We start from the raw sequence: 26,034 nt of genomic DNA on the forward strand, positions 1-26,034 counted from the left end.
CTTCGTCAAGCTGTCACCCCGGATTCACGGGGGCGCCTTCATCTTATGAAAAGGCGATGCCGGCACGTAGACCGGCATGACATGCATCGAGGCATTGCCAATGAAACACATAACGAAGTCTTTCCGCCTTGTCGCATCCGCATTTTACCGAATTGCGTACAAACTGCACCACAAGCTCTTTTTGCGCCCTCAACCGCAACTACGCGTTCCCGTTTTCATTGTCGGGAGCTATTTAGCAGGGGGTGCCGGCAAGACGCCTTTTACCATCTGGCTTGCAAAACATTTTCAAGAACAAGGTAAGAAAATTGCTATCCTATGTCACAGCGCCGCATGGGATGAATTTATCATGATTGAGCGGAAATTTCAATCCGCCAAATCTACACAAATAAAAGTATTCGCGACCAAAAATCGCTACAAGACAGCCAAAGAAATTCAAGACAAATTCGACATTATCCTCTGCGACGACGGATTCGAAGATTCGCGCTTTACAGGCGCCCACCGCATTTGCCTTGACTGGCAGGAACCGCCGCAATCCATAGCAAGCCTTTTGCCGAGCGGCCCGTTCCGCAGTTTAAAGCAGGACCACGACGAAACCGAAATCATCCATCTTGATTGCGTAGGCAACAACGGACATTGCGTCAATTCGCCCGCCATCAATTTTTCCATCGAGTCCATCACAAACTTTGCAGCGGGCAAACCGCTTACCGCTACAGCCATTTGCGGGCTCGGCAATCCCAAGCGATTCGTCGAAGACATCCGTACATTCGGAATAAATGTCGAAAAAGCAATCGTCCGCCGCGATCACGACAAACGATTCCATCAAATCGTCCAAGCGGAACTTGCGCAAGACAAAAACATCGTCATTTCGCAAAAAGATGCGTGCCGTTTGCAGCAGTCGCTCCTCGCCCATCCAAAGCTCCACACCGCTATACAAAAAATAACAGTCTCCGACAACATCCTAAAAAAATTGCTCTAGCCGTAAATTTTTGAGCAAAACTTTGTTCTTCATTTTTTTGTAAAGAGTAATTTATCCATTTCTTTTTTTGTATTTTATTCTTTATGAACAAAAGTACTATCGGCAGATTTTGGTTTAATGGGATGTTTGCCGTTATTTCGGCAAGTACATTTTTTGCATGCGATTCATCTAGTTCAAGCGTTTCAGATCCAGGAGATGGCATTACCATAAACCCCTTGGAAGTCGAAACGGGTTCAATCACCGACAACCGTGATGGGGAGACATATAGAATCGTCACCATCGGTGAACAAACTTGGATGGCCGAAAACCTCAAGTACAATTACAGCGACACAGACGCAAGTAGCTATTGCTATAAAGACAAAGACAGCAACTGCGACAAGTACGGCAGATTGTACACTTGGTCCGAAGACATGGCTCGCAACATCTGCCCTTCGGGCTGGCACCTCCCCGACAACGAAGATTGGAAAACCTTAATCAACTCCACAGGCGGAGTTGATTACGCAGGTCGCAAACTCAAAGCAAAATCCACGTGGAATAGCGACGGCAACGGTTCCGACGCTTACAGCTTTACAGCACTAGCCGCAGGTTTCCGCGACACCTCCAAAAATTACAGCCAACAAGGACTCAATGCTTCGTTCTGGTCCGCAACTCGGTATGACGGCACCGACGTACTTTACTGGAGCCTTAACGCCGACAACAGCCTCGTCATCCGTGATGCCGGCAATCGCAACAACGCGTTTTCTGTTCGATGCATCAAAGGCAGCAAGACATTCTATTACAGTTCCATGCGCTCTAGCAGTTCCAGCGCGAAAAGTAGCTCTAGTGTCAGGAGTAGTTCGAGCGCAAAAAGCAGCTCCAGCGCAAGAAGCAGTTCCAGTGTCCGAAGCAGTTCGAGCGCAAAAAGCAGTAGTTCTAGCACACCAAGTAGTTCCAGTGCAATCAGTAGCTCTAGCGTTCAAAGCAGTTCAAGCGCTACTTCAAACAGCTCCAATTACAAGTACGACCCCGCCAAAGTCATTCACGGGACCATAACAGATTCCCGTGACGGACAAGAATACAAGACCGTCACCATCGGCAATCAAACTTGGATGGCTGAAAACTTAAGATACGAGATTCCTAGGGATGCCGCAGATACTGTCGATGTCTTTTGTCCTCAAGATCCTGACACTCTCGCACTCGTAGGCTGTTATTACACTTGGAGAGCCGCAATAAAAGCCTGTCCTAACGGTTGGGTATTACCAAGTCAAAGCAATTGGAAAACATTGATCAATCAAATTTCTTGGACTGCTCCATGGGGCATCCTCGAAACTATATGCAACACCGAATCCTTGATATACAATTCGATTCAAGGGAATGATGTGTACGGCCTCAACATCACACCGTCTGGATCATGCAATCCCGATACAAAAAAAATCAGTATTAACGGAACTGCCAAATACTGGACATCATCATTCCTAGATGAATTTTTCTGTGGGGACGCTGTACTTTCATTTATAAATGACAACTTAAAAACAGATATATTCACCAATCATTCGGCCTTCCAATCCGTTCGTTGCCTAAAGAGGTAAAAAGATGAAACAGATTTTATGGACTCTTTCCCTTGGCCTAGCCACCTCCTTTATCGCATGTTCAGAATCTGCAACATCTGTAGAGAACAACAACGAGCATGAATCACTAGAGTCGTTTACCGATTCCCGTGACAACCGAGAATACAAGAAAGTAACCATCGGCGAACAAACTTGGATGGCCGAAAACCTTTATTTTGAAAAATATTTCTACACCTGGGAAGAAGCAAAAAAAGCATGTCCTGAAGGCTGGCATCTCCCCAATGACGACGAATGGAAAACTCTATTTGAAGAAGTCGGCGGCGTAGAAAAAGCTGGCCTCCAGTTGAAATCCACTTCGGGCTGGGAAACAGGCAAAAACGGAAAAGACAAATATGGCTTTGAAGCATCCCCAATGGGTTACCGCGACGCTCTCGACGAGCGACAAAAGAAAGGCTATAGGGCATTGTTCTGGTCCGCTACAGAGCTAGACAGTAAAAACGCCTTCAACTGGAGATTCGACGGCGTAAGCGATTACGTATTCTATGAAGACTATCCAAAAAATTTTAGACTCTCTGTCCGTTGCATAGAAAATAACTTCATCGAGGAATCATCCAGTTCATCGGATGAAATATCGAGTTCTTCGAACAAAGTTCAATCCAGTTCATCTTCTAATGATCGATCAAGTTCTTCGATAACAAAACAATCCAGCTCCTCTTCCAAAAATCAATCAAGCTCTTCCATAACAGAACAGTCCAGCTCCAGCATTCATTCTTCTAGCTCGGAATCAAGCAGTTCTATGAGCTCGTCGTCATCCAGTAGCAGCTCTTCAAGCATTGTTTCTAGCTCTAGCGAACCCCCTCGTCCAACAGTCTATGACCCCATCAAAAAGACGTTGACGGACGGTCGTGACGGACATATTTATAGAACTACAACCATCAACAATCGCGTATGGATGGCAGAAAACCTGAATTACGCATACTACTTCAAGTCGGCAAGAAGTTTCTGCTACCAAAACGATACCGCCTACTGTACAAAGTACGGACGACTTTACACTTGGAGCGCCGCCATGGACTCGGTAGGAGCTTTTTCAAACGACTCTAAGCTATGCGGCCTAAGATCAAAATCAAATTGCAAGCCTGCTGAAGTCGTCCAAGGAATGTGCCCAGAAGGGTGGCACTTGCCCAATCGAGCAGAATGGAATGAATTGTTCTATTATATTGGTGGTTACAACACCCAAAAGCTAAAGGCAAAACAAGGTTGGGACGGATCCGAAGGAACCGACGATTTTGAGTTCTCTATGTTGGCCGCAGGAACGCGAACAACAAAAGCTGAATTCACAACCGAAAAAGAGATTGCCTATTTCTGGACTTCTGACAAAGAAGATGCCAACGCCATTCTTTTTGACCATACACAACAATACTACATCAGAATGGTTACGGAGGATTACGCATATTCCATCCGTTGCTTAATGAACTACGAAGATAAAAACAACATTCCCAAGCCCGATCATGAAATAGTCTATGGCACACTTGAAGATTCCAGAGACGGCAATGTTTACAAGACCGTAGAAATTGGGGACCAGACATGGATGGTTGAAAATCTGAGACTCGAGTATCACGAGGGATCTGCCGAAAGCTCTTGCCCAACGGACGATCCGGAATATTGCAATACCTTTGGCAGATTATACACATGGTCAGCAGCTATGGATTCAGCCGAAATTTATTCTAATGACGGCGCCGGATGTGGTTATCACCTTACATGTAATCCCAAGACATTCGCCAAAGGGATTTGCCCAGACGGGTACCGCCTCCCAAACAAAGACGATTTCCTAAAGCTTCAGGAAGCAACAGGAGGCAACGTTCTCTCAGGACAGAACCTGAAAGGACTTGAAGGCTGGCCAAGAAACGGCAATGGCTATGATTTATATGGATTCAACGCAACACCAATTAGCGAAAAAGATGCTGTATATTATTGGGGTTCATCAGAAGATGACCAAAAGTACAGTGCCAGAACTCTCTGTTTCACACTTACAACAATGAATTCCGACATCTGTTATTCAACTAAAACAGCAACAAACCCAATTCGCTGCATCAAGATGATTCCAGAAGAAATAACGGCCAAACAAACCGCAGATTAGTGTTTTTTTGCCCTTTTCTCCTTTTTTTATTGTATTTTTAAAAACAAGAACTAGGGAGAAAAAAATGAATTTGCGTCAACGTTTTGCCGAACTTCTTCAAATAATCACAAAAAATATTCCCGAACGAGAATACCACGTGCAGTTGGGTTTTCTCACCACGCTCATTCAGGAACCTTTTTATTTGTACGGCCATCCCGGCTGCGGTAGTTCCCTTATCATCCGCAGAATTTCAAACACATTCAAGAACGCAAAAATTTTAAGGCTCGGAAAAAAGCAAAAAGAACTCCCTGACAATATTAACGATTACAACCTGATTATCTTCGACAACTTTACGCCGGGCGATGAACAGAACAAAAGTAATCTCCAAATAGTTGTCCACGACCACGAAAAAAATTCCATTATTATTTCGGGCGACCAAAAACCGGAATCTGCGCTGTGCAGATCCGAAGTGAGTGACCAGGTCACGCTCACCATCATGCTCCCCGAAAATATATCGTCTGACGCTCTTTGCGCATTGCTCCAAATCCACGGAACCGAAAGCGAAGAACCAGTCCCGGACAACCTCGCCATTAGCGCCGAAGAACAGGCCCAATGGATAAAAGAAATCCACAAGGTTACGCTCTCCCCGAATACTCTTGCAGTCATCGGCAAGGTTTCAGAGACTTGCACCCAGAACGGCGTCTACGTCTCCATCCGCAGATGGATCGCCCTTTCGAACATGATTAAGGCAATCGCGTTCCTCAATGGCCGCAACGAAACTAAACTTATAGACACCTTCTTCTTGGGAACATCCATTTGGGGACGCAGCGCTTCGAATACCGCCATTTCCGAAAGCTACCGCGAAATTCTCAAAACGCAACTATACAAGAACACGCCGAGCCTTCTCGAAAAGCCCTACAACGCCGACGACTTGCTCATGCGCGTGAACCACCTCGTCCACAGTTCGAACAACCTTTACGAGACTAAACCGTTCAACGGCGAAAAGTGCCTTGCATACCGCATTACCATTGCAGGCGAATCCGTGCCGCTTTACGCACCACTCAAATACATTGAAACCGATGTAAGTTTCAACCCTTACAACGAACTCCGTCAAATTGAGAAGCGCGTACTCTGCAATTACCACGGGACATCGAACTGCACCATTTCCATTGACCCGCAGGTCCGTACAAGCGGCCTCCGCAGCTCCGTCAATCAATCAAGCAACACCTCTACCAAGTTCGAGGAATTTGGCACACTCCCAACGTACATCTTAAGAGAAAACGCTCCCGAAATTATCGAACAAAAGAAAACTCTCCGCGATTCGTTGAACAGCGAAATCAAGGAATCCATGGAGCGCGAAACCGCAAACCTCGTCGCGCTCCGAAATACATACAAACTCTTTAACGAATCGAAAGACGACTTGTTCTGCTTTACGCAGATGTTCAATTCAGTCCAGGAAGATATCAAGGCTCAGTTCGACAACACAGCAAACATCATCAAGACTATCAAGAAAGCAAGCGAAACAATCGCCTCGTTCTCGAACAATATGCTTAAAACGCCCAACTTGGTCGGCAAGCAACAAGCCAAGCCGCAAGCGGCTCAAGGTCAATCTGCGGCGAATGCAGAAAAGTAAAAAGCTCTATAGCAAAAGCACCTCGGACACATTCCGAGGTGCTTTTTTGTAAAAAGTTTTTTTCAACTTTAGTTTTTTTTAAATTTCCTAAAAAAATCTCAAAAAGGGTTGGCAACATTGAATAAGATTTGCTCTTTCGCTGTAACGTTTCTCTTACTGCTGCCTTGTTTGGTTTCAGCCAAATACATGGCCGTTTTGGAAACGCTCTCCCCTAAAGAATTGCTCACAAGACAAGAACGCATGTATCTGGCAGATATTCTCCGAGGCGAAGCCGTCCGAATCCTCCCTGCAGAACAAAACTGGACCATAATGACCCGCGAAAACATCAACGTGATGCTTCCGCCAGGCAAATCCATCGAAGACTGCGAAGGCAGCTGCCTCGCCGAAACAGGCAGGAACATCGCCGCTGACTATGTCGCACAGGCAAGAGTATCACAATTTGGCAAATCACTCGCCATCACTGCCGAGCTTTACGAGACTGCCACAAGCAAGCTCATTGCAAGTTTTGTAGGCAAGGGAGAGACTGTCGAAGACCTCGAAAAGATTATCAAGGAACAGGCCCCCGCCTTTTTCAGAAAAAGCCGCGACAACGCCATGCCCTTCGGGTACGTCAATACAAACAACTCTTTCTCGTTCCAAGGCCCAAAGAAATTCATCATCGATATCCAGACAACCCCAATAGGCGCAATCCCCACATTTGACGGGAGAGCCAACCCGCAATGCACCAGCACCCCCTGCAGAATCCAACTTGAAGGCGGCGAACACCGAATCGTATTTTCGAAAGAACGTTTCGACGATCTGGATACCATCATTAACGTGATTGAGAACGGACAAGCTGTCAATGCAAACCTTGTTCCAAACGTAAGCTTTATAAAGATTGCCCCGCAAATTGCAGACGAACTCCAAACACGAGGTTCCACTTCAGTCGTAATTGATGGCAGAAAAGCCAATTGGGGTGTAAACGAATTAATTCCAGGAATCCACACGGTTCGCATCACGCATAGTTGCCATGACCCCATCGAGCTCAATGTTTCTATTCAAAAGAACGAAACCAAAACCATATCGGATTCTCTAAAGCGTGGCATCGGTGGCCTAGAACTGGAAGTCTTCAAGAACGGCGTACCACAGGCAGTCCCTGTATTCATTGATGACAACGCTGCAGGCACAACGCCGTTCGCAAGCGAAGTCCCACTCTGCGCCAAAATCGAAATAGAAAACGAAGGCAATCGTGAACAAGTGCCCGTCGAAATCAAGTGGCACGAAGTCATCAAGAAATCCTATGAAATTAAAGAACAAAAGCCAGCCGTCATCACCAAAGCAGACGAGACACGCCAGAAAGCAGAAGTCGCCTATGCAGAACTCGATGGCAAGAAGGTTGCTGCCAACGCAAACAAAACAAACGACACAACATCAAATAAACCCAAACGCATCTGGGGCGGTGTCACGGCAGGCATTACCTACAATGATTTCTACAGTACAAAATTCGGTCTCAACGACATCAAGCACGGAACAGCATACAGCCCCTCCATCAGCGGAGCAGACGACCTTCTCAGCAATTACTGGGGTGTTGGGTTCAAAGTGGGCTTTAGCGGCATGTTCCTGCAATCGCAGTATTTCAATCTGCGCGGAGACCTGAACCTTGCCCTCCGCCAAGGAACCGGCAAGACAAATTCAACAGTTACACTGTCTTGGAAAGATTCTGACAAGTCCGAAAAATCCGATCTCGAAATCGAGTACTCCTCGACACAGCTGAACATTGACCTGCCCATACTCGCACGCGTATCCATCCCGAACACCATTTACTTCGAAGCAGGCCCAATGTTCTCTTTCAACATTTATTCCAACAGCGAAGCAAAAATCACCGACGTTTATGGAACTGAAACGTACAAAGACAACGGAGGCTTGAGCGCCTTCGAATTTGACATCGCGACAGGCATCGGAATTTCTCGCAGCATCGGCAAATCAATGCTCGACTTTGACTTGCGCTTTATATTCGGCATCACGCGTTTAAGCGACAGCAAGGATTCTCCCAAAACATGGCAAGGACAACTGAACGTAACTTATTGGTTCTTGTAGGAGAGGTGTAAGATGAATTTATTTAAGATTTTAACAAATAACACAATTAAAAAACAAATTAGATCTTTTAAATTTGGGGCATTAGGAAGTATTATACTCCTTGCCGGTATCCAAAGCGCATCGGCATCATTATCTGGGTGCGAGGGAACCGTTTATCTTAAGCTTCCTGATGGATGGACTACCGCTTATACTGTCGCTGGTGGTCACTTTATAGCTTTCTCAAAAAGCACTAAGTATGCCGATTGGTATGAAATTAGCACTGCAAAAATAGCAGGCACAAACACCTCTACAGATTTCTACATCTCGAAAGTTCAGAACGACTACGGCCAGCAGGGAGGCATTACTCCAACTCAGATTGGCACTATGTTCCAATTTGCAACCGGCAAGGGCTTCTCTTGCGCTGATTTCGGTTCAACGACCAACGAACTTTGGATCCAGCCTAGCTTTGAGGACCCATCCAAACCTTTAGTACTAGGTGATGCACCTGACGTCAAATATTTCTATGTATTCTTGCCAAATAACATAATTTGGAAGAGCTCAGTGCCGATAATTAATGAAAACGGCAAAGAACGAGAACTAAGCATAGATATTGACCATTGCGGTTGGTACTACAGACGCTACGTGAATGAAGCGCTCCCAACTGAAGTCTATATCCATAGAGACGATGACGAGACATTACAGAATGTCATTGGTATGGGAGGTGAAGCGGCATATAAAAACGATGAAGCCGCAACTCCGATTAATTTGAAAGACATGTTTGATAACTTTAAGTCAGAAGCTACTTTTATCGGCTCTCTCTTCTTTGTCGCTGACGAAAAGCAGGCTGCCGCACTTCCGAGTGAGTTGGCCGGTTGGTATATAGACAGACCAGATATTTATGGTTACTGCTCTTATAACCTCGCTGCTTTTATCTATGATACAGATCCCAGCTTGCATCCATCATTTTCTTGCTACGATATAGGTGGTGAAGGATGCCAAAGAGTAGACCAAACGAATGCTACTGCTGGAGCTAACAAAGATGCAGCTCTTAAAGCAATTTTTGATTGCATCGGTGTTACCCCGGGTATTGTAGAATCGACTCTTGACCCAGCTACCAAAAAGCCGAAGCTTTCGACTGCCGGAAAAAAATGTTTTATGGATGACAAGTATTTCAATATGCTCTTCAATTACACTCCTGGTGTGAACGAAGTGACTTGCTTTGATATGCCGTTTACCCGTACTGACGATGGCAAGTGGGAATTTGACTCTGACTTCTATACAAGCCCTGGTCTTAAAACTCCTGTTCAGGGTGGTTTCTATCCTGCCGAAGCTACCACTGCGACCAAACTTAACGAAGCTTATTCTACTCAGATCGGACTTCCTGCAGCTCGAATAAAGCATACTGCAGAAGGACCTGTATTTTACGGTCCAAAGCTCCGAGAACTCCACCCGACTGAAAAGATTCCGCAAATTGACGTGATCTGCAATGGTCCGGGTTGGAATGGAGGCATTAAGTGCGATGGCCTCTTTGCTGATGGTGATGCTACAACTTCAGCAATAGAAAAAGCACTTGATTTAAAAACTTCCAGTGATTGCGTCTTTGGTTGGAGCTGCCCAGAGAAGGCTCCTGCAAATTGGGCATTCTTTGTGGATGGTACTGAAACTTCTGCTTCTTCGGGTAGTCCACGTTGGACATCCGAAGAAGGCGGTAAGGGTAATGGAGGTCGTAACCAGCATTTCTGCTTCGAATCCCATGCTGAATTCCGCTTCAAGAAGGGGCTCAAGTTCAGCTTCCGTGGTGATGATGATATTTGGGTTTATATAGACAACAAGCTTGCAGTGGACCTAGGTGGCATTCACCTTGCTGCTCCGGGCTATGTGGACTTGGATACGTTTATGCCCGAAGGCAAGCCGGATTCCACCTATGATATCGATATCTTCTTCTGCGACCGTCGTACTACAATGAGTAACGTCCGTATCAAGACGAACATGTTCATTGAACAGACCGTGGGTATTAAGGCCGAAGGTCACCAGAACAGCAACGAAGATTTCAAGGCTACTGGTGGTAACAACCAGTTCAAGCTGAAGTATTCTCAGTCCGGTGGTGGTAGCTGCGCTGCCGCAAGAGGTACTGCAGTCGTGTTGGAAGGCAAGGAAATTACTGCGTATGGCTATAAGATTACTTATACGCTCACCACTGATAAGAGTGGTTCTGACCCGACCAAGACGATTATTTCTGCAGAAGAATTCGAAGCTAATCCGGTTCAGTTAGACGGCATCATCGATGTCACGGAACCGGGTGAACCGATGATTAACGAAATCAAGTTGAAGAAGAGACTTACTCCGGGTACGTACTATCTGCGCATTACGATTGGTACCGATGTCTATATTATGTCCTGGAACATTAAGAACACAGCAACAACATCTAGTTCGTCAAGCACGGGGAACGTTTCCAAATCATCAAGTTCCAATAGTGGCACAGGGAAATCTAGTAGTTCAAACAAAGTCACATCAAGTTCTAGCAAAAACGATTCAAAATCTAGCTCAAGTAACGTCGCCCCCAAATCCAGTTCTAGCAAGAGCGAAAACAACAAGGACAAAGATGATGAAAAGAACGAAAATACAAAGCCCTCGTTCCGCGTCAAGATGACCGCCCCGTTCGAATTCGAAATCGTCATGAACGAATCCTCGCCAAACCTCGCCAAGCGTTACGCAGTCATGGACATGAAGGGTCAGGTGCTTTCCGTTGGTGAATTGAGCGACAAAGGCGCCCGTGTGAATGTTCCCACATACGGATCCTACGTTGTCAAGGTCGGCCTCACTTACGAACTCGTGAACGTGAGATAAGGAACAAAGCAACGTGAACTTGGTTTTCCTCTGGGCGGGTATCGCATTACTTTGGCTGATATGCATCTGCATGACCAAAAAAGGTCGTGCAGTTATTCGCATTTTCTGGAGAAGTATCAAAGTCAAGCTCATCATCATTGCATGGGTTCTTGGAATTGCAGCGATAGCCACTGCTTATGCGACACACCCCGAAGAAGAACCCCGCCCGACAATCGACGAGCAGCTCGAATACCAGAAGTACACCACGTCCGCGATTCAAAAGCTTTGCGACCAGGGCGAGCTCATCATCGACATGAACTGTAACCTCGACAGTGCCGCAGCAGAACTCGCCTACATCCTCCCCACCGTCATCAACAATTACAATCTCGTTGTCACGCGCCCCACGACACCGATTCTCGAAAAAATCAAGGACACGTTACAGATAAAGATGATCGGTTACAAGAAATTCAAGAACAGGGGAATCCGATTGATCAAAGCGCTTCAACGAGATCTAGGCATTCGTTACGAATTGTCCATCTTGTCCGATAGCACGGACCACACACTTATAATAACATATACCGGTAAGCCCTGGGACAGCGAACACCTTTGCAACTTGCCCGTTCTTGAAGCATGCCTCCGCGAGCGCACGGACCCAGCAGTCCTCATGTCCATCATCCATCACACTTCGGGATTCCAGATGAACTATCAGGGCAAAAACAACACGTCCGGACTCTTGGCTCTCGATACTGGCAAAGGTTTAGAACAAATTGGCATAGGCGCCCACCGCCTCAAACAAGCCCTCGCCACATCGCCAACGCTCGCCGATGCCATTGCGCAATTTTATCCAGAAACAGAACACCGCAACAGATTCGAGAACTGGCGCAAGGACCCGCAAAAGCATTACTGGGTCGGTCAAGTGCTCACGGATATTCAATACTACCGTAGCAACGGAATGACGCTCAAGCCACGCAAACGCGTAGAACCGCAAAACTAGAACTTGTACAAAACAAACCCGCCTAGCGCAGCGACAATGACTCTAGGATAATCATCCGAATCTATAAATGTCTGTCGGTACACAAGCCCTGCCCTAAAATGTTCTAGGAAATCGGCACCGATGTGGGTGTAAAATCCATGGCTATAAGACGAAAAATAGGTATCGTCTTTTGTTGTATTTTCGCCATCCAATTCGCCAAAGCAATAGGTCAAACGTCCATAATGGAGACCAAGATCGACATAACCAATATCGAACGGATGAGCATTTATCGAGAACGAAACATACGGAACGACAAAGCTCATTTTGCCGCTATGCCCCGCGCGTTCAAACGACCAGCCATTGCGATTAAAGCCAATCGAAGGCGTCCACGAGAAATACCTAGCAAAACGGAACTCACGGCCAAACTGTAACCAAAAATCGCCATTGCCATTGAAAGTAAGCGATTCCCTAAAAATGGACAACTTCGAATAGTAAAATTCCGTCTGTGCGACAAAGCGGGATTTAGGCAACTCGGTACTCGACACACCATTTTGGGCAAATAGCGAAGTCACCGCAAAAAGAGCAATCAAAAGCAAACGTTTCACCATCTATTATTCCTGCTTCTTAACGATTCCAAAGTAAAGCTCGTCGTATCGAGATAACTGCCAAACGTCCCGCAATTCGAGGCGCCCTGCGCACGGACAAACGACTTGGCCGGTTCATCATGACGATTAAAATAAAAGAATGTCCCTCGGCTCCAAGGTTCCAAATAGGGATTCAACTCCATCGTCATCACATTGCCATTCAAAATCGGGGTTATCAATCCTGACCCAACTAACGGTAAAGTCTGCGAGTTTGCAGCCCACACATAGACATTCCAACTGTCATTGACTTCACCCCATTTCGAAACGACACTTGTCTCCGAGATATACCCATACATTTCCACCGAAGAATTCCCGTCGGAAGTGTTAGTAACAACAGTAAAAGAAGTATCTGCATTAAAGCATATTTCCCGGCAACCCGATTCTGTCGAGACCCAGCATCCAACAAGTCTACCATAGGCCGGCGTAAAATCACTATCGTCATCCACATCCGCCAAAGAGCAGGCAAACAGCATCAAAGATACTATCCATAAAAAGTATTTCATAAATTTTCCTTTTGCACAATCACTTCTGCACAAACGTCTAGAATAAAATAGAAATTACTAGAAGCTAGATTGCCGCGTCCCCTTACAGGGGCCTCGCAATGACGTGAAAGGTGAATGGCACAACCATCATGCCAGCGTTATGCACGCCATCTCGTAAAAAACTAGTCTAACTTGTACTTGTCTTTCGCAGCTTCGAGTTCGGCACTGGCCTTTTCCCAAGCAGCGTAAAGTTCTTCAGTCAGTTTCTTGTTTTCGTCCATGTCTTTTGCGATGGACGTAATCGCATTGCCGTCGCCCGATTCCGAGGCGGCCACAAGTTTTGCTTCAAGTTCGCCGCCGAGAGCTTCGGCCTTCGCAATTTCAGCTTCAAGGCGGGCCGTCTCTTTTTCGAGCGGCTTGATGACCTTGCTGCGTTCGGCAATGTAGTCCGCACGCGCCCTGCGGTCTTCCTTGGTGCGCGGCGTCGAACTTACAGGCTTGTCGTCCGTGACGTCGATATTCGAGACCTTGATGTTTGCGGAGTTCGCGCCGCCCGGCTTCTTTTCAGAAGCCCAGCCAACCTTTTCAAGGAAGTCCGCGTAAGTGCCTTCGAAGATACGGCACTTACCACCGTCGAAGACGATGAGGCGCGTTGCAAAAGCATGCAGCAGTTCTTCGTCATGCGTCACGACAAGTGCGGTACCATCGTAATCTTCGAGCGCATCAATCAAACTCTCGATGCTTTCCATGTCCAAGTGGTTCGTCGGTTCGTCAAGCAAAAGCATGTTGCTTTCGTTCGCCAAAATCTTCCCTAACAGCACACGGCTGCGTTCACCACCCGAAAGCACCTTGACCTTCTTCATGGCAGTGTCGCCGCTGAACATCATCACGCCCGCGAGGCTACGCGCACGGCTCTTCTGTGACACATCCGCAATTGCACTTGCAATTTCTTCTTCGACTGTATTTTCAAGATTCAGGCGGTTGATGTTCGTCTGTCCAAAGTAATTTATCTTGAGGTTCGGGTTGTAATTGATTGTACCCTGGGTCGGTTCAAATTCTTTCGCAATCAAGTTCAAGAGCGTTGTTTTACCGCGACCGTTCGGGCCGATAATTGCAATGCGGTCGCCCTTGAACACTTCCAACTCGAGGTCCGAAATCAGCTCCGGACCGTAGCCGTTTTCGTTCTTGTACGCAAAATGCAGCCCATGAATCTGGAGCATGCGCTTGCCCGGGAATTCCGCATTCTTGAAATTGAAATCCAGATTGCGTTCGTGCGTGAGGCGTTCACCCGTCGCAAGCTTTGCTGCAGCCTTAATCTTTGACTGCACCATCGCAGCCTTTGCGGCCTTGTAACGGAAGCGTTCGATAACCTTTTCGAGCTGTTCCTTTTTGCGCTGCTCGTTTTCTTGCGTGCGCATTGCCACTTCTTCTTCTTCGGCAATCGTCTCGCGGAGCTTTTCGACCGTCCCCTTGACCTTGCGCATCTTGTGGCGGTGAATCCCCACCGTATGCGTGCAGACCTCATCCATAAAGTGGTGGTCATGCGTAATCAAGAGCACTTCACCCTTCCACGCGCGCAAAAAGCGGCTGAGCCAGCGCATGGAAACAATATCCAAATAGTTCGTCGGTTCGTCGAGCAAAAGCATATCCGGTTCCGACGCCAAAACCTTCGCCAAATTCAAACGAATCTGGAAACCACCCGACAAAAGCATCGGGTCTTTCTGCATGCTCTCTTCGTCAAAGCCAAGACCAAAGAGAATCGCCTCGACCTTGTGTTCTTCGAGCCAGCCATCCTCATTTACCTTGAGCACACTGCACGCCTCTTCGTGAACCGTCGGGTGCGTGAACTTGATATGCTGCTGCAAATAGCCAATCGTATAGCCCTTCGGGATGTCGATGTTACCGCCATCGAGGCATTCCTGCCCGAGAATCATCTTGAAAAGGGTCGATTTGCCGCAACCGTTGCGACCTACAAGACCGACACGTTCATGGTCGGCAACAAGCATGCTAGCGCCGTCCAAAAGGACCTGCATGCCAAAAGACTTAGATACATTCTGAATTTGAATCACAAAACCAAAGATAGAAAAAGGGCGCCCAGAGGGCGTCCTTTCAAACCTTTAGAGGCGACCGATAGATTACTTCCAGTCAAGAACTTCGCGGTTCCAAGAAACCGGAGAACCGGTCATGATCAAGTTCTTGTCAAAGCCGCGACCATTGCTCATCTGCTTTGCAACAAAGCCAGACTTGTACATGGTAGCCTTCTTGCCGTCCTTGTTCTTGCCATCATAGACAATGTCAAATCCAACCCATCTGTAAAGGACAAAGCCGAAGAAGTTTCTGCGGTATTCCCAAGAGTCGCTCGTGATGATGAGCTTCTTGACCTTGTAACCCTTCACGAGAGCCTTGAGTTCCTTTTCAATCTTCGGACCCTTCCAAGTCTGCTTCGGAAGGTCTGCCATCTTGACCGGAGTCGGGCCACGCTTGATAGCTTCCTGGACTTCTTCAATCGGAGACTTGCCCACGATTTCCTTGAAGTCAGTCACTTCAACTTCGTAGAACTTTTCCGGGAAGGCAACGCCCTTGTAAACGCCCTGGTCGATATAGCCGTATCCTTCCGGCACATAGAAGAACTTGCCGCCCTTCTTGTAAACGAAAGCCATCGCAAAAGCGTTCTTGTCGTTGTACTTCATAATGGAGCCAAAGCGGTAAGCACGCACGAATTCGCTTTCGCCCTGTTCCTTGTCGGACGGGCCAATCCAGCGGGACTTGAGGTTTCTGATGTCGTTGTCCTTCGTGATCATGTAGACTTCAGCCGGCAATTCGCCTTCAACCATCGTCTTGGTGGTATCGTCGATTTTCTTCGGATCCCAGTCATACACGAGAGCCTTCGGGGTATTCGGGGTCGGGCCATCGACAACCGGCTTGCCAAAGCACTTGACACACTTTGCAACATGGTCTTTCCAGAAAATGACATTGCTATCGGCGTCCCTGTAAAGCACGTCGTAGTTCAACACGTCCGGTTCGCGTTCTTCGGCAAGTTCATCCGTGTGGATGAACACCTTGATGATGCCCTTTTCCTTGTTGTCCTTCCAGTGGTAGAAAACGCGTTCGAGGTAACGGTTAGAAATATCGGCGCCCACCGGGAGTTCGCTTCTAGCCATCGTCGGCTTGTCAGATGCCGGAGCCAAAGCGGCATCGGCAGGGACATCATCCTGAGCATTCGCCATAGAGAAGGCGAAAAGTCCTGCAGCAAGAGTCTTGAAAATCAGTTTCATTCCATTCAACCTTACGGGTTCCAAATGACAAACGACATTCCTGGCGAACCCACATTAGCCAAGAATGCGCATTTTTTTGGACAATGTAAATAAAAAAGAAACGTTTGGCAACAAATGATGACGGAATTACTACAAAAAACTTTAAAACCTTCAACACTTTTCAACATCTATCAACACCCATTGTAAATAGAAATTGGGTATAAAGAAAGTCCCGCATGTAACCCGTTAAGTTTCAAAGAGTTACTTTCTGCGAGGCTTATTCTTAAACTGTTGATAAGTTGTGGTTATTTCTTGCCGTGGCGGCGAATGCCCAAATTGAACGTTTCGTCAAACTTCCCGACAATATTTGTATCGGAGAAAATCTTGAACCGGAGTTTTGCAATATACACGCCCGTTCCGACAAAACGTCCCTTGTTGCTGCGAGCATCCCACATCAAGAACATATTGCCTGGATTATCCACGCAGTCTGTCCCGAAGATAGCCTTATCGCTGCAAGCCACCTCGCCCTTCTTCGAATTGACAAAATGCCCTAGGCTCGAGAAGTATTCCACTTCCCACTTGATCTTGACCTTCGAAAGCACAACGCTCCTCGGCTCATCAGAATTCAACAGCAATGACTTGCCAACTTCGCTCAAGTCAAACGAAATCAGTTCGCCAGGGTAACCTGTTTCGGCCACGACATCTTCAATCTTCTTCGAAACGTCAACACGGATAGGAGCAACATTATCCTGATACGGCCACTTTTCCGGTGTCCAAGTCGCAGGGTCAATCCCGACAACGCGAGGTGTTTCGATACCCACGCGCTGTTCACCTTCAATACGACGCCACGGATTATCCACATGCGGCACATTCCCCTGCAAATCCGGCAGCACACCTGGAATCAAGCGCACCATAAAGCCCACTTCCGGAAGGACCATGCTTTCATCTCTCTTCTGGAAGATCACGTCATAATAATTGCTTTTCCTGTTCGGCGAAACGGACACAACCGAGAGAAGCATCGGATTTACCAATTCTCCCGTCTTGTCCTTAAACTCCAGGAACTGCAACCCATTGAGTATATCCGCTTGCGTTGCCTCGCTGATATACACCGTCAGCTTGTTCACAGATTCACCCATCGGTTTCACAATCGGCTTATCCACAAGAATAGCGCCCATACGGTCTTCAATGGCGAGCCCGTCCAAGCTGAGCTGCGTCATCTGTCCCGTTTCCTTATCCATGTACGTGTAATGGTACCTGAATGATCCCTGATACGGATCCTTTGCATCGCCCGTAAAGACTTTATCCAACAAACTATCCGCTTGAATAGCCAAACTCTTTTCATCCTGCATCAGCATGACCACATTTTGTACAGAGGCCACCGTATGCCAATCGTCGCTACCAAAAGACCATGCGATTGTATCTGGAATAGTCTCGCCAAACGGCTTGTTGAACACAACTGCAATGCTATCGAGTACACCATCGCCATTGCGGTCATGAGCTTCGCCCAAACTTGCAAACGGTACCGGAGGCTCCTTAAAGTGGATATTCTTCCACGTAATAACATTTGCGACACCGCTTCCAGAAATTTCAAAGCTTGCATTCGTTACCGAAGAATCGCCGACAACATAGAACTTGGCAACACCCGTTGAATCAGTAATCAACTTGTTCACCCTTTGCTTCTTTTCGTCCAAGAAACTGATCGGGAACGAAGTATTCAAATCCAAAACCGCAAAGCAGTCCGTGCAAAGATGGGATATATAGAACACACCCACTTGCAAGGGGATTGTATCCGGGTACGCCACATGCGTAAGGAGAGTATCGTTTGCAGTACCATCAAACGGAAGGCCGCGCAAGCTAATGCCCATCGGATCAAAAGCCTTGATAGAATCTGGGCTGTTAAACACATCAATGAACGCAATATCCGGAAGCGGATAAGCCGGCACCGTAAAAAACACTTCGCTAGACTGGGTCATATCGCTAGCCAAGAAGAACTGTAACATGTAAGAGCCCGGTGCCAAAGAACGGTTACGCACAATTTCCATCGTATCAATCACAAAGCCAGCCATGTTGGCATCAATATTGATACCCACAATAGTTCCCGGCAAAAGTTCCATGCCATCCGGCGGAATCCTTTCATCATCGCCAAACAGCACAAACGAAGATTGCGCAGGCATCGTATCGATTTTCGAAGTGCTCGACACGTCACAACTGATCGATTCATCCATCAGCAATTGCAAAATGGTATACTTAATCGTTCCGTCCGTTGTCTTTTCTTCGACAGGGTAATACGTCTTTTGCGTCTGCAAGTTGATAGACGTACGCATCTTGAAGTTCGAACCCGTTGCATTGCGTTCCGAGAAGAAGATATGGAACGGATATTCACGACCTTCAACAAGCTTTAACGAAGGATCGTTCTGTCCAATCGTATCCAAGTTCACGCCGCCTTCTACAGGGCTATGGCAACCGCCGATATCCACGACAAGACGGTTGTTAATAAACACCCACACGTCATCGTCACCACGGAATTCAAAGTACTGGCCCTTCACATACTTGAACTGCGCCGAGACCTTCATCGCAAAACTGTAATTGTGACGGCAACCACTGATGTTCCAGTCAAACTTCGGATTCAAAACCTTCTTTGCCGAATCAAGGTACTGCAAATCATCAATCGGATAAAATCCCGGATTAATCGTATCGTTGCAATCACCTTCCTCATTCGTAAAGTCAGCCTGCCAGAAACCTTCTTCATCAAGCGTCAAATTGATATCGCGGCAAACACCATTCTTGTATTCGTTGCCAGCAGCATCTTTTGCCACCACCTGCGGAATAAACCACTTCTCGATTTCACGCGCTGCAGAACACTGACCCCACGGATAAACGAGCGAATCCACACGCGCAGGGGCTCCATTTACAAGTGTATCCTGCACCATGCCAAGCACATGACCTGAACATGTCTTAAATTCAGCGAGAGCTCCATTTTGGTCAAGTCCCATAACGGTGGTATATTCGCTACCACCATAAATGTTACCAAAGTCCACGTCAATGCTATCGTGATAACTTTCACCAGCCCAGTCCACAACAAGCGCCGAAATCTTGAGCGATGGACAAATGCCAAGAATGCCCGGATAGCGAGTCGTATCGGCAGGTTCATAACGCTGTTTCGGGTTCGGGTAAACCCAAACCGTGTCATGCGTTGCCATTAAAGAATCCAGCGAAATCAGGGAATCCAGTACGTCTATTTCCGGAACAACACCCTTGCCACCGTAGCGTTCCATGCCAAAAGTCTGCTTAAAGTAAACGCGCCAATCGGTCGCATGCTTATAAACGGTACCCGTGTACCAGCCACAAGTATCCGTAAGCGGCCCCATCTTGATGACATCGCCAGTCGATTCAATCACCATGGACGGTGACTGATTTTCCCACGGACTCTTCAAGCGAACCACTTTAGGTTCCGGCGGATAGAAAACCAAATCAAGCGTTTCCAACGCAGTCGTCGTATAAAGCCAGGTTTCATAAATTCCGGTCGGGAAAAGTTCGCTTGCACGCGGGCGGGATGCTTCCGGGAAATACGGATGCTGCGGCCAGTCATTCTTGCCACGCAGAATCTGGACAAACGTCATCGCCGAATTCCATTGCGACGAACCGACAACAGAATCAGCAAAATCGATATGGCGCCAATACTTGTATTCGCCTTCGGTGCTGAGTCCCGTCGGTTCATTCAAAATGTTATTATCAATCTTGATAAAGAACGTGCTATCGCGATATGTCGAATTTGTGCGCCACGGATGATAAATGTGCAAACGGCGGGTCGGGTCAAAACATTCACCCGGAGTTCCAATTTCAGCAGTAACTACAGGATTTTCTACCGTACCATCCACAAATAAAGTATCTTGCGTCTGGAGAAGCGAGCCAAAAACAACAAAAGAATCCCTATCTGCCGGAACAACGTACCACGGCGCCTTGTAACGCGTAAAGTACCCTGCCGAAATCGGATTGGACGCAATCATGGAAGGTGTCAAAGCGCCATAGAACCAGCCGCACTTTTCCTCGTCACCCTCGTTAAAACGCATCAGCACGGTATCAGCGCCAAAAACCAACTGCGGCAAGACCTTGTTGCCCCAAGGGCTCTTGAACCACACAATCTTGGAACCCGGAGCCATGAAAGACTTTTCATAAGATCTGCCGGCGTCATCCGTATAAAGCCAAATTTCCGTTTCGGTACCAAAGAACGCCGTAATCCTGTTCTTGCCGCCACCAGTCCACGAAACACAGTTATTGTTATTGTAGTTATTGTCGTCAGTGTTGGGGCAAGCCTTAAACTCAAAGTCCTGCCAGTCCTGGAAATCAGCAATCGACTTGCCTTCCCAAGTGTAAACGTACCAGTTATCACCTTCGCTCTTCATCATTGTACGGGAGTTAGCGCCAAAACCCGGATTGTAATCCGTCACGCCACCGACAATATGCGGAGTATAGCTTGAAGCCGTTGCATCATTGCGGAACGGCGACTGCAAATGAATTGTCAAATCAGCCCATGCAGAGACAACAAGTGTCAAAGAGGCTACAATACCCAAACAACAGTGTTTCATTCAACACCCTCTTTATTCTTCCCACACTTCTGTTTAAAGATATATTCAATTCAAGGAATTACACACTTCATAATGAAAAAAAAGCCTTTTTTAATGAATCAGCCGCCGCATACAAAAAAGGCCGGAACAATGTCCGGCACTTTTATATCCTAAAAAAAGTTATTTGATTTTCTTGGTCTTGGTCGCGTATTTGTCGTTACGGCGGATACCGAACGTGAACGTTTCTTCGCCCTTGCCCACGACATCCTTATCCGAGAATATCTTGAACTTGAACTTGGCAATATAGACACCTGTTCCGACCATACGGCCCTTATCGCTCATGGCATCCCACTTGAAGAACATGTTGCCTGCATTCTGGATACAGTCTGTTCCAAAGATGGACTTGTCGTTGCAAGCGAATTCATTCTTCACCCAGTTCACATATTGACCCAGGCTCGAGAAGAATTCAATATCCCATTTCACCTTGACCTTGCTCAAGACTTCATTGTATTCAGGAGTGCCCGGCTTTACGTTACCTGCACCGAACACTTGAGTCGTTGCATAATCGTTAAGTTGGAACTTCACCAACACGCCCGGCAAGCCTTCCTGTTCAATGATTTCCTTAATCGTGAGGTTTTCATCGACACGGATTGGAATCACATCGTTTGTATCACCCGGCCACGGATTTTCTTCCGTAAACATGCCCGGGTTCACCGTTACGACTTTCGGACGTTCCGTTTCGAGCGGCTGTTCACCTTCGATACGGCGCCACGGATTATTTTCGTGCGGTGTATTGCCATTCAAATCCGGCAAGAGTCCCGGGATAAGGCGAATCTTGAAGCCCACTTCCGGTACAATCAAGTCCATTGTCTTTTGGAACATCAAATCATAGAAGTCGCTTACACCCACCGGAGATGCAGATACAACCTTGTACTTCGACGGATCGACAAAATTATCGTTCTTGTCTCTTAATTCAATAAAGTGCGGAGTACCAATGGATGAATTATCGCAACCTTCCGAAAGCTGGATTGTCACCTTGACCATCTTATCCGACACAATCTTGAGCATCGGCTTTTCAAGCATGATAGCACCGATCTTGTCCTGAATCTTTGTAAACAGCGTTTCCGATTCCTGAGTCGATCCAGATGCTTCGTCCATATAGATGTAATGGTAACGGAAATTGCCATCGACGATCGTCTTGGATTCACCCGTATAGACAGAGTCAATCAATTTCTCGGCGGTAATGACAACCGTAGAGTCATTCTTGACCATTTTCGCAATATCTTCAAAGGAATTGTATTCATGCCAATCCTTGCTGCCAAAGTTCCATGCAATTGCATCCAAGTCATGTTCACGAAGAGCATCGAACTCGAACGGAACAAAGATACTATCTGCGATGCCATCGCCATTGCGGTCATAAATGCTTCCCGTCTTTGCAAGAGGCACTTCAGGATCCTTAAAGTTGATATTATCCCACTTAAGTGCATTCTCGACACCGCTAATACCAACAACACTGAACGATGCCCCGCTGACGGCTCCTTCGCCAACAACATAGAAACGTGCAACACCCGTTTCATCAGTTTCAATAGTATTAATCTGCTGGTCCATTTCGTTGTAGAAAGCCACACGAGCATCGGTCGGCTTCAAATCCAGCATAACCAAGCAGTCCGTGCAAATGTTGCCCATATACGTCACCATAATTTCAAGGTATTTCATTTCCGGATAAGGTACATGAGTCATCAATGTATCGTTCTTGCCCGTTATAACCGTTTCGCCTCGCAGCGTCTTGTTGGTCGGATCAAACACTTTCAAGGTACCATCTGCAGACGGATTGAACACATCGACAAATGCGATTTGCGGCTTCGGATATTCCGGAATGACGAATTCATAGGAATCATTCAAGCTCATATCCGTTTCGAGATAGAAGAACAAGACATAGTTACCCGGAGCGAGCGAACGCTGCTTTACAATTTCGTCAATATTGATGTTAAAGCTGGATCTGTCTTCGTTAATCAAGATACCGCCAAAATTGAGGCCAACAGCAAGTTCTGCAGCTTCGGACAAATTACCGCCATCAAGATAGAATACAGATGGTGCTTCCGTAATTTCAGCTTCAATTTTAGCATTCGGGTCGCAGCTAATTGCCTTGGCATCCATTTTCAGCTTGAGAATACCCGTAATATCATTTTTCTTAGTATCATCAACCGTAGTCAAGTAAGTGTTCTGCTTCTGCAAGTTGATGGACGTGCGCATCTTAAAGTTAGAACCCGTCGCCTGTCGTTCGGCATAGAAAATATGGAACGGATATTCACGGCCTTCCTTCAAATTAAGCGTATCGAGGTCAACAGCGCCTTCCACCTTATCGTGGATACCACCGATATCCACGACGAGCCTGTTGTTGATAAACACCCAGACGTCATCGTCGCCACGGAATTCAAAGTACTGGCCCTTCACATATTTGAAACTTGCAGAAACGGACATCGCAAAGCCATAATTGTGGAAGCAAGTATCTCCCGGTTGAGGAGTTTGATGTCCAGTAAATGGATTTATGACAATCCAGTCAAATTTTGGGTTCTTTACAGTCTTTGCCGAATCAAGATATTCAAAGTCATCCAAGAAGAAGAATCCCGGGCTTTCAGGATCATTGCAATTACCGGATTCATTCGTGTAATCAGCATACCAGAAGCCTTCATCATCAAGTTCTAGAGGAATATCCTTACACACAGCATTCGTATATTCTTTACCACCAACTATAGCAACAACTTCTGGCTTAAACCATTTATCAATTTCATGACCAGCAGCGCACTTATTCCACGGAAACTTCGTCGAATCCACACGAGCCGGGTAGCCATCTACAAGTGTTTGCTGGACCATTCCCGTAATTTTTTCACCCGTATTGCAAGTACTATCGTTTCCCACCTTCGTGTACTTGTTACCCATCCATGCTCTACCAAAGTCGATATCAATGCTGTCATGGAAACTTTCACTAGCCCAGTCAATAAGCCTTGCAGAAATTTTCATACGAGGACATTCACCAAGACGACCCACCGGGTATATCGAAGATGCGTTCGGACGGCTATAGCTCTTATTTTTATCAGACGGATAGACCCAAGCCGTATCATGCTTGCTCATCAACGAATCAAGATTTACAAGGACTTCAACATCATTACCCTCACGGATAACACCTGTCATATCATACTTTTCAAGTCCAAAACTCTGCTTGAAGTAAACCTTCCAATCTGCAGCATGCTTATAGTAAACACCTTCGAACCAACCGCATGTATCATTCGAGAACGTAGACATTTTCACGATATCATTATTTGCATCAACAACAAATGAAGTCGGCGTATTCTTCCAGGGGCTCAACAAACGCACAATCTTACGTTCAAGCGGAGCATAGGAAATATCCACATCTTCCATCTTAGAACTGGTAAAGAACCAAGCTTCATAAACGCCAGACGGGAAAAAGTCGGTCACTACAGGACGTTTGTTATCACTGAAATAATGAATCTTTATATTCTCTTTAAAGCTACGGGTAATCTGAACCTTAGCATCCGCAGAATGCCATGCTGCAGACGTAGCGACATCTTCCGGGAACGTCATGGAAAGCCAGTATTTATAGTCTTTGTCAAAAGCAAGACCATCCAAAGCAGGACCAGCGACCTTTCCATCGGTACCAGCAACAGAATCTTGCCAAACGCCATCGATAGTCAAGTAAACGGTACTATCGCGATAGACGCTATTATTACGCCAAGGATTATAGACATGCAAAACACGATTCTTATCGAAACACTCACCGGCCGTACCGGCCTTATTGCTAACGGAAGGCGTTGCCAAAGTACCGTCAACGTAGACAGTATCTTTCTTTAGCGCATTTTCCAAATCGATAATCTGCTTTTTGTCTTCGGGAACAGACATCCACGGAGCATTGTAGCGATTAAAGTGCGCCGTATGCAGCACATATTTTTTCAACACTTCAGCAGAAATGGGAGCGTAGAACCATCCACATTTATCAGTATCTTCCGAAGGATGCATCAAGAGAGTATCTTGCTCAAAGATCATCTGCGGGAGAGCTTTATTGCCCCACGGACTTTTGAACCAAACAATCTTTGATTCCAGAGCAGCAAAAGACTTCGAAACCTTTCCCGTAGTTTCATCTACATAAATCCAGGCTTCATTACTCCCCTCAAAAAAATCACGGACATTAAAAGTAACGCCATCGCCAACATCGAGACAATCAGCATTATTACATTTCACAATGCTAAAAGTATCAGATGCCTTAAAATCAGAAAGCGATCCTTTCAAAGTAAAGGAATACCGCGCATCGGTTACCTGCTGCATCATGGTAGAAGATGTAAGAGATACATCAGGTTTTCCTGAATTAAGAAGAAGATGTGGAGTATATGCTACGTCTGCATTTTTAAAATTCGACTGTATGTAAACAGTCAAATCAGCAAAAGCAGAGGACGCGAAGGCGCCGAAAACACAAAAAGCTAAATACAGGTGTCTCATAAAAACACTCACTTTCTCTCGGTTATTCCACACCCTGTTTGTAAAAATATATCTTTTTAATGTAAAAAAACAAAAATATTTAAAAAAAAAGAAATCTTTTGGCAAAAAATTGTGTATAGAAATTCTTCTTTCGCGAATAATTCAAAAAAGCACTCCCCAAAACGGATTAAAAACAACGTATTAGGAGCATTTTAGTCGTAAAATCAAGAACAAAATAATTGCCAAAGGACAGTACTGCCGCAACGGGAATGCCGGCGCACGGCGGGACTGCGTAACTCGCGAGATCACGCGAGCTATAAAAAAAAGAAAAAGCCCCGCTCGCCGTGTTTCGGCAAGCGGGGCGTGAATCCAGCGGTGACCTACTCTCCCGGGCCCGGGGGCCAGGTACCATCGGCGATCTGAGGCTTAACTTCCGTGTTCGGGATGGGAACGGGTGTGACCCTCACTCGAT

The 26,034-nt window shown here is 46.5% G+C and carries 13 protein-coding genes and 1 rRNA gene; 7 read left to right on the plus strand and 7 right to left on the minus strand.

The window, feature by feature from the left end; all coding sequences use genetic code 11:
* Positions 1 to 100: 100 nt before the first annotated feature.
* The 7 genes from BUQ91_RS14055 (at position 101) to BUQ91_RS14085 (ending at position 12,147) form a co-directional block, all read left to right on the plus strand.
* Positions 101 to 976 carry a tetraacyldisaccharide 4'-kinase gene (locus BUQ91_RS14055; RefSeq protein WP_074209744.1) on the plus strand — a complete coding sequence of 292 codons (876 nt, stop codon included), beginning with the start codon at positions 101 to 103 and terminating at the stop codon, positions 974 to 976.
* 83 nt (positions 977 to 1,059) lie between these two features.
* Positions 1,060 to 2,544 carry an FISUMP domain-containing protein gene (locus BUQ91_RS14060; RefSeq protein WP_083601291.1) on the plus strand — a complete coding sequence of 495 codons (1,485 nt, stop codon included), beginning with the start codon at positions 1,060 to 1,062 and terminating at the stop codon, positions 2,542 to 2,544.
* Positions 2,545 to 2,548: 4 nt separating this feature from the next.
* Complete coding sequence (locus BUQ91_RS14065) at positions 2,549 to 4,660, plus strand: FISUMP domain-containing protein (RefSeq protein ID WP_074209718.1); 2,112 nt, start codon at positions 2,549 to 2,551, stop codon at positions 4,658 to 4,660.
* Between the two features lie 64 nt (positions 4,661 to 4,724).
* Complete coding sequence (locus BUQ91_RS14070) at positions 4,725 to 6,272, plus strand: hypothetical protein (RefSeq protein WP_254842378.1); 1,548 nt, start codon at positions 4,725 to 4,727, stop codon at positions 6,270 to 6,272.
* 186 nt (positions 6,273 to 6,458) lie between these two features.
* On the plus strand, positions 6,459 to 8,348 hold the full coding sequence (locus tag BUQ91_RS14075) for an outer membrane beta-barrel protein (RefSeq protein ID WP_074209719.1): 1,890 nt from the start codon (positions 6,459 to 6,461) through the stop codon (positions 8,346 to 8,348).
* Positions 8,349 to 8,360: 12 nt separating this feature from the next.
* The gene (locus BUQ91_RS14080; protein ID WP_074209720.1) at positions 8,361 to 11,174 is read left to right on the plus strand and encodes a fibro-slime domain-containing protein; all 2,814 of its coding nucleotides are present in this window, start codon (positions 8,361 to 8,363) and stop codon (positions 11,172 to 11,174) included.
* A 13-nt stretch (positions 11,175 to 11,187) separates the two neighbouring features.
* The gene (locus BUQ91_RS14085) at positions 11,188 to 12,147 is read left to right on the plus strand and encodes a hypothetical protein (protein WP_074209721.1); all 960 of its coding nucleotides are present in this window, start codon (positions 11,188 to 11,190) and stop codon (positions 12,145 to 12,147) included.
* On the opposite strand, the gene BUQ91_RS14090 is transcribed toward BUQ91_RS14085, so the two are convergent.
* The 7 genes from BUQ91_RS14090 to rrf form a co-directional block, all read right to left on the minus strand.
* Entirely contained in the window at positions 12,144 to 12,734 is a 591-nt protein-coding gene (locus BUQ91_RS14090; protein WP_074209722.1) for a hypothetical protein, read from the minus strand. The genes BUQ91_RS14085 and BUQ91_RS14090 overlap by 4 nt on opposite strands.
* A complete protein-coding gene (locus tag BUQ91_RS14095; RefSeq protein ID WP_074209723.1) occupies positions 12,728 to 13,273 on the minus strand; it encodes a hypothetical protein in 546 nt (181 codons plus the stop codon). Before BUQ91_RS14095 ends, BUQ91_RS14090 begins: the two co-directional genes overlap by 7 nt.
* Before the next feature lie 161 nt (positions 13,274 to 13,434).
* Positions 13,435 to 15,321 (minus strand): ABC-F family ATP-binding cassette domain-containing protein, encoded by a 1,887-nt coding sequence (locus tag BUQ91_RS14100; protein WP_074209724.1) that lies wholly within the window; start codon positions 15,319 to 15,321, stop codon positions 13,435 to 13,437.
* Positions 15,322 to 15,387: 66 nt separating this feature from the next.
* Positions 15,388 to 16,527, minus strand: coding sequence for a hypothetical protein (locus BUQ91_RS14105; protein ID WP_074209725.1), 1,140 nt, complete (start codon positions 16,525 to 16,527; stop codon positions 15,388 to 15,390).
* A gap of 284 nt (positions 16,528 to 16,811) precedes the next feature.
* Entirely contained in the window at positions 16,812 to 21,092 is a 4,281-nt protein-coding gene (locus BUQ91_RS14110) for a fibro-slime domain-containing protein (protein WP_074209726.1), read from the minus strand.
* A gap of 159 nt (positions 21,093 to 21,251) precedes the next feature.
* Positions 21,252 to 25,415, minus strand: coding sequence for a fibro-slime domain-containing protein (locus BUQ91_RS14115; protein ID WP_254842379.1), 4,164 nt, complete (start codon positions 25,413 to 25,415; stop codon positions 21,252 to 21,254).
* 514 nt (positions 25,416 to 25,929) lie between these two features.
* Positions 25,930 to 26,034, minus strand: a 5S ribosomal RNA gene (gene rrf, locus BUQ91_RS14120); the annotation flags it as partial.

The organism is Fibrobacter sp. UWB11, from assembly GCF_900143015.1.
Lineage (GTDB): Bacteria > Fibrobacterota > Fibrobacteria > Fibrobacterales > Fibrobacteraceae > Fibrobacter.